Annotated in this window: 11 protein-coding genes and 1 pseudogene; all 12 read left to right on the forward strand. The window is 71.9% G+C overall.

Annotation, left to right across the window (positions count from 1 at the left end; translation table 11 throughout):
* Positions 1–85 precede the first annotated feature (85 nt).
* The 12 genes and pseudogenes from QQK22_RS06710 to QQK22_RS06755 all read left to right on the forward strand — a co-directional run bounded on the left by QQK22_RS06710 (position 86) and on the right by QQK22_RS06755 (position 14,302).
* On the forward strand, positions 86–1,003 hold the full coding sequence (locus QQK22_RS06710) for an SDR family NAD(P)-dependent oxidoreductase (RefSeq protein ID WP_284250232.1): 918 nt from the start codon (positions 86–88) through the stop codon (positions 1,001–1,003).
* Positions 985–1,620 carry an SDR family oxidoreductase gene (locus tag QQK22_RS06715; protein ID WP_284250233.1) on the forward strand — a complete coding sequence of 212 codons (636 nt, stop codon included), beginning with the start codon at positions 985–987 and terminating at the stop codon, positions 1,618–1,620. The genes QQK22_RS06710 and QQK22_RS06715 overlap by 19 nt, the downstream gene beginning before the upstream one ends.
* On the forward strand, positions 1,613–2,158 hold the full coding sequence (locus tag QQK22_RS06720) for a DUF3253 domain-containing protein (protein ID WP_284250234.1): 546 nt from the start codon (positions 1,613–1,615) through the stop codon (positions 2,156–2,158). The genes QQK22_RS06715 and QQK22_RS06720 overlap by 8 nt, the downstream gene beginning before the upstream one ends.
* A 73-nt stretch (positions 2,159–2,231) precedes the next feature.
* Positions 2,232–4,347, forward strand: a pseudogene (gene glgX / locus QQK22_RS06725) (glycogen debranching protein GlgX); the annotation flags it as partial.
* Positions 4,330–4,497 carry a hypothetical protein gene (locus QQK22_RS06730; RefSeq protein WP_284250235.1) on the forward strand — a complete coding sequence of 56 codons (168 nt, stop codon included), beginning with the start codon at positions 4,330–4,332 and terminating at the stop codon, positions 4,495–4,497. The pseudogene glgX and the gene QQK22_RS06730, both read left to right, overlap by 18 nt.
* A complete protein-coding gene (treY, locus tag QQK22_RS06735; RefSeq protein ID WP_284250236.1) occupies positions 4,494–6,959 on the forward strand; it encodes a malto-oligosyltrehalose synthase in 2,466 nt (821 codons plus the stop codon). Before QQK22_RS06730 ends, treY begins: the two co-directional genes overlap by 4 nt.
* Positions 6,956–7,891, forward strand: a complete 936-nt coding sequence (locus tag QQK22_RS18630) for an alpha-amylase family glycosyl hydrolase (RefSeq protein WP_348525521.1) — start codon at positions 6,956–6,958, stop codon at positions 7,889–7,891. Before treY ends, QQK22_RS18630 begins: the two co-directional genes overlap by 4 nt.
* On the forward strand, positions 7,855–8,238 hold the full coding sequence (locus tag QQK22_RS18635; protein WP_348525522.1) for a hypothetical protein: 384 nt from the start codon (positions 7,855–7,857) through the stop codon (positions 8,236–8,238). Before QQK22_RS18630 ends, QQK22_RS18635 begins: the two co-directional genes overlap by 37 nt.
* On the forward strand, positions 8,187–8,777 hold the full coding sequence (locus QQK22_RS18640) for an alpha-amylase family protein (RefSeq protein WP_348525523.1): 591 nt from the start codon (positions 8,187–8,189) through the stop codon (positions 8,775–8,777). Before QQK22_RS18635 ends, QQK22_RS18640 begins: the two co-directional genes overlap by 52 nt.
* 139 nt (positions 8,778–8,916) lie before the next feature.
* Positions 8,917–11,574, forward strand: a complete 2,658-nt coding sequence (locus tag QQK22_RS06745) for a family 20 glycosylhydrolase (protein ID WP_284250237.1) — start codon at positions 8,917–8,919, stop codon at positions 11,572–11,574.
* Between the two features lie 90 nt (positions 11,575–11,664).
* A complete protein-coding gene (locus QQK22_RS06750) occupies positions 11,665–13,674 on the forward strand; it encodes a family 20 glycosylhydrolase (protein WP_284250238.1) in 2,010 nt (669 codons plus the stop codon).
* Between the two features lie 22 nt (positions 13,675–13,696).
* Positions 13,697–14,302, forward strand: coding sequence for an S-layer homology domain-containing protein (locus tag QQK22_RS06755; RefSeq protein WP_284250239.1), 606 nt, complete (start codon positions 13,697–13,699; stop codon positions 14,300–14,302).
* Positions 14,303–14,327: the final 25 nt, after the last annotated feature.

Here is a 14,327-nt window from a genome sequence, read left to right on the forward strand (position 1 = left end):
GTCCCCCGCCCGGTAGAGTGCCTGCGGCCACGGCCCCCGATCAGCGGCGGATGCGACCTGGCCCCGCCTCTCCCCCGGGATCACCATGAGCCACCCCTCGTCCTCACCCGCCCCCGCGCCCTCGGCCGCACCCGACGCGATGCCGCAGGACCCTTTCCCCACGGACGCCGCGACCGCCTTCGGACCCGGCGTCGACCCGGGCGACATGGCCGTCTTCCTGCGGGTGGCCGAGCAGGTCACGCGCCTGGAGACCGGCCACCCCGACATGGTCGCCGCGCGCCGGGCGACCTCGGGCCTGTACAAGCTGGCGAAGAAGTTCCGTCGCGATGAGAAGCGGCGCGAGGAGCTCGCGCACGACGCGGCGATCATCGCCGCCACGGCGACCGGCAGCCCGGGCCGCATCGACGACGAGACCCAGGGCCTGCTGCCCTCCTCGGCGGTGGCCGACCGCGCCGTCGCCGGCACGCTGCTGCAGCCGCAGCCCTGCTACGTCTGCAAGAAGGACTTCACGCAGGTCGACTGGTTCTACCACCAGCTCTGCCCGGAGTGCGCCGTGCTCAACCACGCCAAGCGCGAGGCCCGCACCGACCTCACCGGCCGCCGTGCGCTGCTCACGGGCGGCCGCGCCAAGATCGGCATGTACATCGCGCTGCGGCTGCTGCGCGACGGCGCCGACCTCACCATCACCACGCGCTTCCCGCGCGACGCCGCCCGCCGGTTCGCCGCGATGGAGGACAGCGCGGACTGGCTGCACCGCCTCACGATCGTCGGGATCGACCTGCGCGACCCGGCCCAGGTCGTCGCGCTGGCCGACGAGGTCGCCGCGCGCGGACCGCTGGACATCCTCGTCAACAACGCCGCGCAGACGGTGCGACGCTCCCCGGCGCCTACTCGGCCCTGGCCGAGGCCGAGCTGCGCGAGCTGCCGGGCGACCCCGACGTCCCGACCATCACGTTCGGCCGGACCAGCGCCGCGCACCCCGCCATGCTGGCCGGTTCGGTGACGGACCTGCCGAGCACCTCGCTCGCCCCCGGCGGCGTCGCGCGCGAGGCGCTCGTGGCCGCGAGCGCGTCGCTCGAGCGGCACCTGGCCGGCACGGCGATCGACGCCGGCGGCCTCCTGCCGGACGAGGTCGACCACAACAGCTGGGTCGCCACGGTCGAGCACGTCGACCCGATGGAGCTGCTCGAGGTGCAGCTGTGCAACTCCACCGCGCCGTTCATCCTGCTCTCGCGTCTGCGCGCCGCGATGTCGGCGACCGCCACGGGCCGCGCCTACGTCGTCAACGTCTCGGCGATGGAGGGCGTGTTCAACCGCGGCTACAAGGGCCCCGGCCACCCGCACACGAACATGGCCAAGGCCGCGGTCAACATGCTCACGCGCACGAGTGCGGGCGAGCTCGCCGAGCACGGCATCTACATGACCAGCGTGGACACCGGGTGGATCACGGACGAGCGCCCGCACACCACCAAGATCCGCCTCGCGCAGGAGGGCTTCCACGCCCCCTGGACCTGGTCGACGGCGCGGCGCGCGTCTACGACCCGATCGTGCGCGGCGAGGACGGCGAGCTGCTGTTCGGCTGCTTCCTCAAGGACTACGACCGCGCGGCCTGGTGAGTGAGGACGGGGTGGTCGACGACGACGGGGCGGGCGACGACGCCGCGGGCCGGCGCGCGACGCCGACGCCGGACGGCCACCACGTCGTGATCGACGGCCGCCGCTGGCGCGCCACCGACCCGCACGTCCCCGACGACCTGGCCGCCGAGCTGCGCCGCGCACTGATGTCGGCCCGGCGCGACATCGGCGCCGCGAGGCGCGCGGGGCAGGACCCGACGCCGATCCGGCCGCGCGTGCAGGCGGCCAAGGTCGCCCTCGGCGAGCGCGGGCGGGAGTGGTGGGTCCCCGTCGCGGACGACGGCGAGCACGTCCCGCGCATCGAGGCCGCCATCCGGACACTCGCCGATGCGCGCGCTCCTCGCACGACGTGCCCCAGCGACGTCGCGCGCGTGGTCGACGGCGAGCGCTGGCGCTCGCTGATGCCGCTCGTGCGGGAGGTCGCGGAGAGGTTGGTGTGCGACGGCGAGATCGTGGTGACCCAGAAGGGCGAACCGGTCGACACCCCGTGGCGCGGACCGATCCGGATCGGTCGTCCGACCTGACTCGGACGTGACGCACGCCACGTCGCCGCAACGATTCGGAAGCGAAGTCGCACCCCTGTGCCAGGGTTGCCCCATGCAGATCTGGCCGGGTCACCCCTACCCCCTCGGAGCCACGTACGACGGCACCGGGACGAACTTCGCCCTCTTCTCCTCCGTGGCCGAGCGCGTCGAGCTCTGCCTCGTCGGGGACGACGGTGCCGAGCAGCGCATCGAGGTCGAGGAGGTCGACGCGCACGTCTGGCACGTCTACCTGCCCTCGGTCGGCCCCGGCCAGCGCTACGGCTACCGCGTCCACGGCCCGTTCGACCCCGAGCAGGGTCTGTGGTGCAACCCCGCGAAGTTCCTCATCGACCCCTACGCCAAGGCGTTCGACGGCGCGCTCGACGGCGACGAGTCGCTCTACTCCTACCGGTTCGGCAACCCGCCCGGCCCCGACTCCGAGCTCAACGACGACGACTCCTTCGGACACAACCTCACCTCGGTGGTCCACAACCCCTTCTTCGACTGGGGCCACGACCACCCGCCGGCGCACGAGTACCACCGCAGCGTGATCTACGAGGCGCACGTCAAGGGCATGACGATGACGCACCCGGCCATCCCCGAGGACATCCGCGGCACGTACGCGGGCATGGCGCACCCCGCGATGATCGACCACCTCACCCGCCTCGGCGTCACCGCGATCGAGCTGATGCCGGTGCACCAGTTCATCAACGACCCGAGCCTGCAGGACAAGGGCCTGAGCAACTACTGGGGCTACAACACGATCGGCTTCTTCGCGCCGCACGCGGACTACGCCGCCTACGGCACCCGCGGCCAGCAGGTCCAGGAGTTCAAGTCGCTCGTCAAGGCGATGCACGAGGCCGACATCGAGGTCATCCTCGACGTCGTCTACAACCACACCGCCGAGGGCAACCAGATGGGCCCGACCCTCAGCTTCCGCGGTATCGACAACCCGGCCTACTACCGCCTCGTCGACGACGACAAGATCCACTACTTCGACACCACGGGCACCGGCAACTCGTTGCTCATGCGCTCGCCGAACGTGCTGCAGCTGATCATGGACTCGCTGCGCTACTGGGTCACCGAGATGCACGTGGACGGGTTCCGCTTCGACCTCGCCGCGACCCTGGCGCGCCAGTTCCACGAGGTCGACCGGCTCTCGGCCTTCTTCGACCTCGTGCACCAGGACCCGGTGATCTCGCAGGTGAAGCTCATCGCGGAGCCCTGGGACCTGGGCGACGGCGGCTACCAGGTCGGTGGCTTCCTCCCCTGTGGACGGAGTGGAACGGCGACTACCGCGACACCGTGCGCGACTTCTGGCGCAGCGAGCCCTCGACCCTCGGAGAGTTCGCGTCGCGGCTGACCGGCTCGAGCGACCTGTACGAGCACACGGGGCGCAAGCCGATCGCCTCGATCAACTTCATCACGGCGCACGACGGCTTCACGCTCGCGGACCTCGTCTCCTACAACGACAAGCACAACGACGCCAACGGCGAGGACGGTCGCGACGGCGAGTCCCACAACCGTTCCTGGAACTCCGGGGCGGAGGGTCCGACGGACGACGAGGGCGTGCTCGAGGTGCGCCGCCGCCGCCAGCGCAGCTTCCTCGCGACGCTCCTGCTGTCCCAGGGCGTGCCGATGCTCGCCCACGGCGACGAGATCGGCCGCACCCAGCAGGGCAACAACAACGTCTACTGCCAGGACAACGAGCTGTCGTGGATGAACTGGGACCTCGACGCCGACCAGGCCGCGCTGCTCGACTTCACCCAGCGGGCGATCCGGCTGCGCGCCGAGCACCCCGTGTTCCGCCGCCGCCGCTTCTTCGGCGGCCGGGTCACCGATGCCGAGGGTGAGGAGGTCGAGGACATCCAGTGGTTCTCGCCCACCGGCAGCCCCATGACGCAGGACGAGTGGAACACCGGCTACGCCCGGGCCCTGGCCGTCTTCCTGAACGGTGACGCCATCACCGAGCCCGACGAGCGCGGCGAGCCGATCATCGACGACTCCTTCCTCCTGCTCTTCAACGCCGCGCACGAGGGCGTCACGTTCACGCTGCCCGCCCAGCGCTACGGCCGCACCTGGGCCGCCGAGCTCGACACCGACGGCACGGTGGAGGTCGGTCAGGCGGTCGACGGCGCCACCGAGCTGACGGTCTCCCCCACAGCCTCGTGGTGCTCTCCCGACCCAGCAGCCTCGCCAGCGCGCCGTCGGACGCCGGCGCCGCGGGCCTCGGGCGTCAGGGGTCGGGCAGCCAGATCGCGCGCGCGGCCGAGACGGCCCCGACCGCCTCGACGTCGACCGTCACGGAGGCCCAGCCCGCCCGGGGTGAGGACGCGTGAGCCGCACCCCGGTCAGCACCTACCGCCTGCAGCTCGGGCCCGACCTCAGCTTCGACGGCGCCCGGGAGCAGCTGCCCTACCTGCACGACCTCGGCGTCACCGATCTCTACCTCTCCCCCGTGCTGCAGGCCGCGCCGGGCTCGACGCACGGCTACGACGTCGTCGACCACGACCGCGTCAGCGACGTCATGGGTGGGCGCGAGCGGCTCGAGGCGCTGTGCGACGCCGCGCACGAGCTCGGCATGGGCGTGGTGCTGGACATCGTGCCGAACCACATGGCCGTGCCGACGCCGGCGTGGCACAACCGTGCGCTGTGGTCGGTGCTGGCCGACGGCGCGGACTCGCCCTACGCCGACTGGTTCGACGTGGAGTGGGACGCCGCGGGGAGCCTGCTGATGCCGGTCCTCGGCGACCGGATCGGCTCGATCATCGCGCGTGGCGAGATCACCCTCGAGACCACCGAGCTCCCCGGTCTGGGGAGCACGACCGTGCTGCGCTACTTCGAGCACGTCTTCCCCGTCCGCCCCGGCACCGAGCAGCTCCCCCTGACGCAGCTGCTGCAGCAGCAGCACTACCGCCTCGCCTACTGGCGCGTCGCGGACGAGGAGCTGAACTACCGGCGCTTCTTCGACGTCGGGACCCTCGTGGCGGTGCGCGTGGAGCGGCCCGAGGTGTTCCAGGCGACCCACGCCGTCGTCGTCGACCTGGTGCGCTCGGGCCACGTCGACGGCCTCCGCATCGACCACCCCGACGGTCTCGCCGACCCGCGCGGCTACCTCCGCGCCCTGCACGAGGCGACCGACGGCGCCTGGATCGTGGCCGAGAAGATCCTCGAACCCGCCGAGGAGCTGCCCTCGGACTGGCCGGTGGCGGGCACGACCGGCTACGACGCGGCGTGGCGCATCAACCAGGTGCTGCACGACCCCGCCGGCTCGGCTCCGCTGGCCGGCCTGATGCACCGGCTGACCGGTGACGACCCCATGGGCCTCGCGGACCTGATCGAGGCGAGCAAGCGCCAGATCGTCGAGGAGTCCCTCCACGCGGAGGTGAACCGCCTGGCGGTGCTGGTGGCCGAGGTGTGTGCGGACGACATCCGCCTGCGCGACCACACCTGGCGTGCGATCCGCGACTGTGTCACGGAGATGGTCATCGCGACCGAGGGCTACCGCGCCTACGTCGTGCCCGGGGAGAACGCCTCGGGCACGAGCGTCCACCAGGTGACCGAGGCGGCGCACCGCGCCGCCGCTCGGCTGGACGAGGAACGGGCGGACACCCTCGCCGTCGTGGTCGACCTCGTCCTCGGACGCGAGGTGGGCAGCGCCGGTCGGACCCACGAGGCGCGCCGCGCCGAGATCATCATCCGGTTCCAGCAGGTGTGCGGCGCCGTCACCGCCAAGGGCGTGGAGGACACCGCGTTCTACCGCTGGACCCATCTGGTCAGCCTCTGCGAGGTGGGCGGGTCACCCGCGACCTTCGCGCTCGGGCCCGACGCGCTCCACGCCTGGGCCGCGCACCAGGCCGAGCGCCAGCCGGCCTCGATGACTGCCGGCACCACGCACGACACCAAGCGCGGGGCCGACGTCCGCGCCCGTCAGGGCGTCCTGTCGGAGCACGCGACAGCGTGGGTCGAGCTCGTCGACGCGCTGCGCACGGCGACGCGGGAGACGCGACCGGTGGGCCTGGACGGCCGGACCGAGAACCTCCTGTGGCAGATGCTCGCCGGCACCTGGACGAGCGAGGGGCCGCTGGCCGCCGACCGCCTGACCCGGTACCTGGTCAAGGCCGCTCGCGAGGCGAAGGACTGGACGCGCTGGACGGCCGTGAACGAGCGGGCGGAGGACGAGCTCGTGACGTTCGCCGCCTCGCTGGGCGAGCACCCGCGGGTGGTCGAGCTCATGACGACGTGGGTCGAGCGCACCGCGAGCACGGTCCGTGCGGCGACCCTCGGGCAGGTGCTCCTCCAGCTCACCCTGCCGGGCGTGGCGGACGTCTACCAGGGCACCGAGACCACCCGCATCGCGCTGGTGGACCCCGACAACCGCGGCCCCGTCGACCACCGCGCCCTCGCGGCGACGCTGGAGCGGCTGGAGACCGCGTCGCCGAACGACCTGGGCGAGGAGAAGCTGCAGGTCGTCGCGACGACGCTGCGCGCGCGTCGGCGGCACGCCGAGGCGGTCGTCGGGCCGCGTTCGGGGTACCAGGCACTGCCGACCTCGTCCGGGCACGCGCTCGCGTACGCCCGCACGCTCGACGGCGCTCCTGCGCTCGTCACCGTGGTCACCCGGCTCGGGGCCTCGCTCGCCGCGATCGGCGGCTGGGGTGATCACCAGGTGGTGCTCCCCGAGAGCGAGCACGGCTGGGTCGACGTCCGACGCCCCGACACCGTCCACCCCGGTGGCAGTGTGCCGCTGGCGGCCCTGCTGCACCACGGACCGGTGGCACTGCTGGAGGAGGCTCGATGAGCACCGACGCACCCGCTTCGCCCCCGGCACTCCTGTCCGGTCCGGTCCGCCTGTGGGCGCCGGCCGCGAACGACGTCGAGATCGCGACCCGAGCGGGCAGGGTCCCCATGACGGCCGCCGGTGACGGCTGGTTCGAGAGCCCCGGGCTCGCCCACGGCGAGGACTACTCCTTCCACCTCGACGGGGGCCCCGCCCGCCCCGACCCGCGCAGCGCGTGGCAGCCCGAGGGTGTGCACGGCACGAGCCGGTGGTTCGACACCGACCGGTTCGCGTGGACGGATCGGGACTGGGCCGGCGTGGACGCCCGCGGCGCCGTGACCTACGAGCTCCACCTCGGCACGTTCACGCCGAGCGGTGACCTCGACGGCGCGATCGGCCGGCTCGACCACCTCGTCGACCTCGGCGTGGAGATGGTCGAGCTCATGCCGGTGGCAGGTTTCAACGGCGAGCACGGCTGGGGGTACGACGGCGTGGCGCTGTGGGCGGTGCACCACGCCTACGGCGGTCCTGAGGCGATGCAGCGCTTCGTCGACGCCGCGCACGCACGCGGCCTCGGGGTGTGCCTCGACGTCGTCTACAACCACCTCGGCCCGAGCGGCAACTACCTCGGCGAGTTCGGGCCGTACTTCACCGACACGCACGAGACCCCGTGGGGGTCGGCGGTGAACCTCGACGCCCCGGGCAGCGCCGAGGTCCGGGCCTTCGTGATCGAGAACGCGCTCCGCTGGCTGCGGGACTTCCACGTGGACGCCCTCCGGCTGGACGCCGTCCACGCGCTGGTGGACACGTCCGAGCGCCACGTGCTGGCCGAGCTGTCGGACGCCGTCGCGGACGCCGCGGCCGAGGTCGGGCGACCGCTCTCCTCGTGGCCGAGTCGGACCTCAACGACGTCGTCATGGTCACGCCGACCGCGCAGGGCGGTCGGGGGATGACGGCGCAGTGGGACGACGACGTGCACCACGCCCTGCACGCGATGCTCGAGCACGAGCGGCACGGCTACTACGTCGACTTCGGAGACGCGGCCACCTTCGCCACGGCGGTCGAGGACGTCTTCGTGCACGCCGGGACCTTCTCGACCTTCCGCGGCGAGACCTGGGGCGCCCCCGTCCCGGCCGACGTCGACCTGCGATCGTTCGTGGTCTTCTCCGCGAACCACGACCAGATCGGCAACCGCGCGACCGGTGACCGCCCCGGGGGCGGGACGGGACGCCGTCGCGCGAACCCGCCGTGCAGGCGGCCGCGGCCGCCCTCGTGCTGCTCTCGCCGTTCACCCCCATGATCTTCATGGGTGAGGAGTGGGCCGCCACGAGCCCGTTCCAGTTCTTCACCGACCACCCCGAACCCGAGCTCGGCGAGGCCGTCTCCCGCGGGCGGGCGAGCGAGTTCGGGACGCACGGCTGGGACGAGGACGTCGTCGTTCCGGATCCGCAGGACCGCGAGACCTTCCTGCGCTCCCGGCTCCGGTGGGACGAGGTGGACGAGCCCGAGCACGCCCGGATGCTGGCCTGGCACCGCGACCTGATCGCGCTGCGGCGCACGCAGCCCGCGCTCCAGACCCACCGGCGCGACCACGTCTCCGTCGAGGTCGGGACGGATGCGGAGGGCGGTGACGCGTGGGTCGCACTGCACCGACGCGATGCCGGTGCGGTCGGCCCCGGAGTGACGACCGTCGTCAACCTCCGGGAGACCGGTACCACCGTCCCGATCCGGAGCGTCGCCTCGCTGCTGGAGTGGGACGGAGGCGGACGCACCGTCCGCACGCCCGACGAGGTCGTCCTGCCGCCCCGGAGCGTGGTGGTGCTGTCAACCGCCTCGTGAGAGGTGAGCAACAGTGATCATTTCGTCGTCGCACAGCCATATTCAGTCATTGACCTGACGCCGAAGCTCGGCCATGCTCGACCCACCACGACGGGCGACGGGGTGGGCGTGCACGCGCGCTCCCCGCAGGGAGGGCGGCATGACGATCACACCTGCACGACGACGAGTGGCTCCGGCGGTCGTCGGAGCTCTGCTGGGGTCGGTGACACTCGCCGCGATCCCGGCGTCGATGTCACCGGCGACCGCGGCTCCGGCCCCGGCCCCCGCTCCGGTGACGACCACGATCGACGACCGGGCCCTGACCGGTACGGCCCGATTCGCGTACGAGGGTCGCTGGACCACCGGATCCGGGCTCGGCGACGGTTGGCACGCCGGGACGGAGACCTACACCGACGGCACGGCGAGTCAGAGCGTGACTCTCACCTTCACCGGGACGCGGGCGGTGGTCCTGGGCGCGAAACACCCGAACCACGGGATCGCGGAGATCACCGTCGACGGCGAGCAGGTCGCCGACTTCGACGGCTACGCGACCCAGATCACCCACGGCCAGACGATCGTCGACACCGGCGACCTCGACCAGGGCGAGCACACCGTGACGATCTCCTACCCCGGGATCAAGAATCCCGCCGCCGGCGGCCTCGGAGGGCAGGTCGACCGCGCCGAGATCACCGGCGAGGCACCGGTCGACTCGCCGTGGGTCGCGATCCCTCATCCTCAGGAGCTCGACCTCGCGGACGCCCCGGCCTGGTCACCCGGTGATCTGACGCGGATCCTGATCCCGGAGGTGGGCGACGACGGTCTCCTCGCCGAAGCCGAGCGACTCAGCAGCGAGATGGCTCAGATCACGGACCGGGAGGCCCCCGAGATCGTGATCGGTGACGAGGGACGGGCGACCCCGTCCGACGTCGTGCTGCAGGTGGGGGACGTGGCGGTCAGCGACGATCCCGAGGCGTACACCGTCACGGTCGGCACGGGCGTCCGCGTCCTCGGCGAGTCGACGGAGGGCGTGTTCCGCGGGACTCGGCAGCTCGTCCAGAACCTGACGGCGACGGACGGGGTGCCGGCGGGCGTCGCCTCCGGGACGCCCGCCGTCGTCGAGCGCTCGCTCCACCTCGATGCGGCCCGGAAGTTCTACTCCAAGGAGTGGATCATCGACGAGCTCCACGACGCCGCGTACGTCGGGCTGAACACCTTCCAGTTCCACTTCTCGGAGAACGAGGGCTTCCGCATCGAGTCCGATCGCTACCCCCAGGTGGTCTCCGAGGAGCACCTGACCAAGGAGGACGTCCGCGAGATCCTCGCCGTCGCGAAGAGCCTGCACATCGACGTCGTCCCCTCCCTCGGGATGCCCGGCCACCTGGAGCAGGTCCTGAAGCAGTTCCCCGAGCTGCAGCTGCGCGAACGCAACGGCGACCTCGTCCGCGGCGCACTCGACGTCACCGAGCCCGAGGCGGTGGAGCTCGCCCTCGACCTCGTCGACGAGTACGTCGACCTCTTCCCCGATGCGGAGTACTGGAACATCGGGGCGGACGAGTTCGTCCAGTTCTGGCGCATGCAGGACTACCCGATCCTGAACGACGCCGCGGTGGAGCGATTCGGCCCCGGGGCGAACGGCTTCGACATGCTCACCGACTTCGCCAACACCATCGCCGGGCGCCTGCGCCAGGAGGGCCTCGTCCCCCGGGTCTGGAACGACGGGATGTTCCGCGGATCTGTCGTCGAGCTGGACGACGACATCCAGATCAACTGGTGGACGCAGCACGACGGTCGGATGGCGACGCTCGACCGGGTGCTCGGCACGGGGGCCACGGTGGTCAACTTCTCCGACGACTTCTTCTACTACGTCCTCGACCAGGCCGCCGAGTACAAGTACCCCACCGCCGCGAGGATCTGGAACGCCGACTGGCGCCCCGGAGTCTTCCCCCGGATCCAGCGGGACGACGCGAAGCCGCAGATCATGCCGTCGCCCTACAGCGACCAGCTCCGAGGCGTGTCGTTCGCGATCTGGTCGGACCGACCCGAGGCGGAGAGCGAGGAGCAGGTCTCCCGCGGGATCCGGGAGCCTCTCCGGGCGATGGCGGAGCGCTCGTGGAACGACGGATCCGTGCTGACGCTCGAGCGCTTCGCCGAGGTCGACCGCGCGCTCGGTCGGGCTCCGGGGATCGACGAGCCGCTGGGTGCTCCGGGGACCGTCACGGTCCTGCCCGAGGGCGAGGTCACGACGCCGTTCGCCGACGTCGCCCCGGACCAGCAGTTCGCCGCCGACATCGCCTGGCTCGCGCAGCGCGGCATCACCACCGGATGGGACGAGCCCGACGGCACCCGCACCTTCCGACCGCTCACGCACCTCAACCGCGACGCCATGGCGGCCTTCCTGCACCGACTGGCCGGCAGCCCCGAGGTCACCCGACCCGCGACCTCACCGTTCGCCGACGTGGCCGAGAGCGACCAGTTCTACGACGAGATCCTCTGGCTCCACCAGCAGGGCATCTCCACCGGCTGGCAGGAGGCCGACGGCACCCGCACGTTCCGACCGCTCGAGCCCATCGCCCGCGACGCGATGGCCGCCTTCCTCTACCGCCTCGCCGACGCCGAGGACGCACCCGTGACCACGACGCCGTTCACCGACGTCGCCCCCACCGACCAGTACGCCACCGAGATCGCCTGGGCCGCCCGCACCGGCATCACCACCGGCTGGACCGGCAACGACGGCACCGCCCTCTACCGACCGCTCGAACCCATCAACCGCGACGCCATCGCCGCCTTCCTCCACCGGTTCGACGTGCGCGCCTCCTGACGCGCCGAGACCACCGACCGGCAGGGCTCCACCACACCACGACGACGGCGGCGGGTGCCGCGACGCACCCGCCGCCGTGAGGGGATGACCATGAGGACGACGACACCACGACGGCTCGTACCCGTCGTCACCGGGCTGCTGGTCGGCTCGACGCTGGTGGCGGGAGCTGCGGCGCTCGCCACCGCTCCGGCGACCGCGGCGCCGTTCGAGCGCACCGTCGACGACCGCACCCTGACGGGTTCCGCCCGCTTCGCCTACGAGGGGGCGTGGACGGACGGCTCCGGGCTCGACCAGGCGAACTGGTACGGCGGCACCGAGACCTACACGAACGGCACCACGAACCAGAGCGCGACCCTGACCTTCACGGGCACGCGGGCCATGGTCTACGGCGCTGCGCACCCGAACCACGGGATCGCCGAGGTGGAGGTCGACGGCGTCGACGTCGGGGAGTTCGACGGGTACGCCGGGACGATGACCCACGGCCAGGTCGTCGCGGACACGGGTGACCTCCCCGAGGGGGAGCACACCGTGACGATCTCCTACCCCGGCCGGAAGAATCCCGCCGCCGGCGGGCTCGGCGGGCAGATCGACCGGGCGGTGATCTTCTCGTCGGCGCCGGTCGTCGACGACTGGGTCGGGCTGCCGCGACCGGAGCGGCTGACGCTGGACGACGGGCCGGCGTGGCTCCCCGACGAGGCCACGCGCGTGTTCCTCGACCGGGACGCGGACGAGCTCCTCGTGGTCGAGGCCGAGAGACTCAGCAGCGAGCTGGCTGCGGTCGGCGGGAGCGAGGCGGTCGAGATCGTCCTCGGTGACGAGGCGCAGATCCTGCCCTCCGACATCGTGCTGCGCATCGGCGACGTCGGCGACACCGACAGCCCCGAGGGCTACGAGATCGAGGTCGGTGAGGGTGTGGAGGTCCTCGGCGAGAGCGCCGAGGGCGTGTTCCGCGGCACGCGCCAGATCGTCCAGAACCTCGCGGCCTCGGGCGCCGTCCCAGCGGCGACGGCGAGCGGCTCCCCCGCCGTTCCCGAACGGGCGCTGCACCTGGACGCGGGCCGCAAGTACTTCACGAAGGACTGGATCATCGCGGAGCTGAGGGACGCCGCGTACGTCGGCGTGAACACGTTCCAGTTCCACTTCTCGGAGAACGAGGGCTTCCGCGTCGAGTCCGAGCGCCACCCGCAGATCGTCTCCGCGGAGCACCTGACCAAGGACGAGGTCCGCGAGATCCTCGCCGTCGCGGAGAGCCTGCACATCGACGTGATCCCCTCCCTCGGGATGCCGGGCCACCTCGAGCAGGTCCTGACGCAGTTCCCGGACCTGCAGCTGCTGGACGCCGACGGCGTCCGAGTCAAGGGTGCACTGGACATCACCCAGGACGCCGCCATGGACCTGGCGCTCGACCTCGTGGACGAGTACGTCGACCTCTTTCCCGACGCCACGGTCTGGAACATCGGCGCCGACGAGTTCGTCGACTTCACCGCGATCGAGAAGTACCCCACCCTCGAGGCGGCCGCGCAGGAGCGCTTCGGGCCCGAGGCGAACGCCTTCGACGTGATGACGGACTTCGCCAACACGATCGCCGCTCGCCTGCGCGAGGACGGCATGGTCAGCCGCGTCTGGAACGACGGGATGTTCCGCGGGAACGTCGTCGAGCTGGACCAGGACATCCAGGTCAACTGGTGGACGAACTACAGCGGGGGATGCGGCCGCTGGCGGTCGCGCTCGAGGCCGGTCACGCCGTGGTCAACTTCAACGACGGGCTCTTCTACTACGTGCTCGGCTTCCCCGGTGGGTACGCGCAGCCGCCGAGCGCCCGCGAGATCTGGAGCGTCGACTGGCGCCCCGGCGACTTCACCGGGCTCCCGGGCGGCGTCCGCCAGACGATCCCCGCGCCCTACGACGAGACGCTGCGCGGTGCGACCTTCGCCATCTGGTCGGACATCCCGGCCGCCCAGACCCAGGACCAGGTCACGACCGGCATTCGAGGGCCTTTCCGGGCGATGGCCGAGCGGTCCTGGAACGGGGGTCGTCGCTGACGCTCACGCAGTTCACCGCCGCGGACCAGGCGATCGGTCGGGCTCCGGGGATCGATGAGCCGCTGGGTGCTCCGGGCGCCGTGACGGTGCTTCCCGAGGGCGAGGTCGCGACGCCGTTCGCCGACGTCGCCCCGGACCAGCAGTTCGCCGCCGACATCGCCTGGCTCGCGCAGCGCGGCATCACCACCGGATGGGACGAGCCCGACGGCACCCGCACCTTCCGACCGCTCACGCACCTCAACCGCGACGCCATGGCGGCCTTCCTGCACCGACTGGCCGGCAGCCCCGAGGTCACCCGACCCGCGACCTCACCGTTCGCCGACGTGGCCGAGAGCGACCAGTTCTACGACGAGATCCTCTGGCTCCACCAGCAGGGCATCTCCACCGGCTGGCAGGAGAGCGACGGCACCCGCACGTTCCGACCGCTCGAGCCCATCGCCCGCGACGCGATGGCCGCCTTCCTCTACCGCCTCGCCGACGCCGAGGACGCACCCGTGACCACGACGCCGTTCACCGACGTCGCCCCCACCGACCAGTACGCCACCGAGATCGCCTGGGCCGCCCGCACCGGCATCACCACCGGCTGGACCGGCAACGACGGCACCGCCCTCTACCGACCGCTCGAACCCATCAACCGCGACGCCATCGCCGCCTTCCTCCACCGGTTCGACACGCGCACCGGCTGAAGCACCCGCTCGTCCCGCGCAGCCG

The sequence above is a fragment of the Litorihabitans aurantiacus genome, from assembly GCF_030161595.1.
In the GTDB taxonomy this organism is placed as follows: Bacteria; Actinomycetota; Actinomycetes; order Actinomycetales; family Beutenbergiaceae; genus Litorihabitans; species Litorihabitans aurantiacus.

Excerpts from the sequence above, each read along its gene's own strand:
- QQK22_RS06710 (WP_284250232.1), top strand. The coding sequence starts at position 86 with ATGAGCCACCCCTCGTCCTCACCCGCCCCCGCGCCCTCGGCCGCACCC.
- QQK22_RS06715 (WP_284250233.1), top strand. The coding sequence starts at position 985 with ATGCTGGCCGGTTCGGTGACGGACCTGCCGAGCACCTCGCTCGCCCCC.
- QQK22_RS18630 (WP_348525521.1), top strand. The coding sequence starts at position 6,956 with ATGAGCACCGACGCACCCGCTTCGCCCCCGGCACTCCTGTCCGGTCCG.
- QQK22_RS18635 (WP_348525522.1), top strand. The coding sequence starts at position 7,855 with ATGGTCACGCCGACCGCGCAGGGCGGTCGGGGGATGACGGCGCAGTGG.
- QQK22_RS06745 (WP_284250237.1), top strand. The coding sequence starts at position 8,917 with ATGACGATCACACCTGCACGACGACGAGTGGCTCCGGCGGTCGTCGGA.
- QQK22_RS06750 (WP_284250238.1), top strand. The coding sequence starts at position 11,665 with ATGAGGACGACGACACCACGACGGCTCGTACCCGTCGTCACCGGGCTG.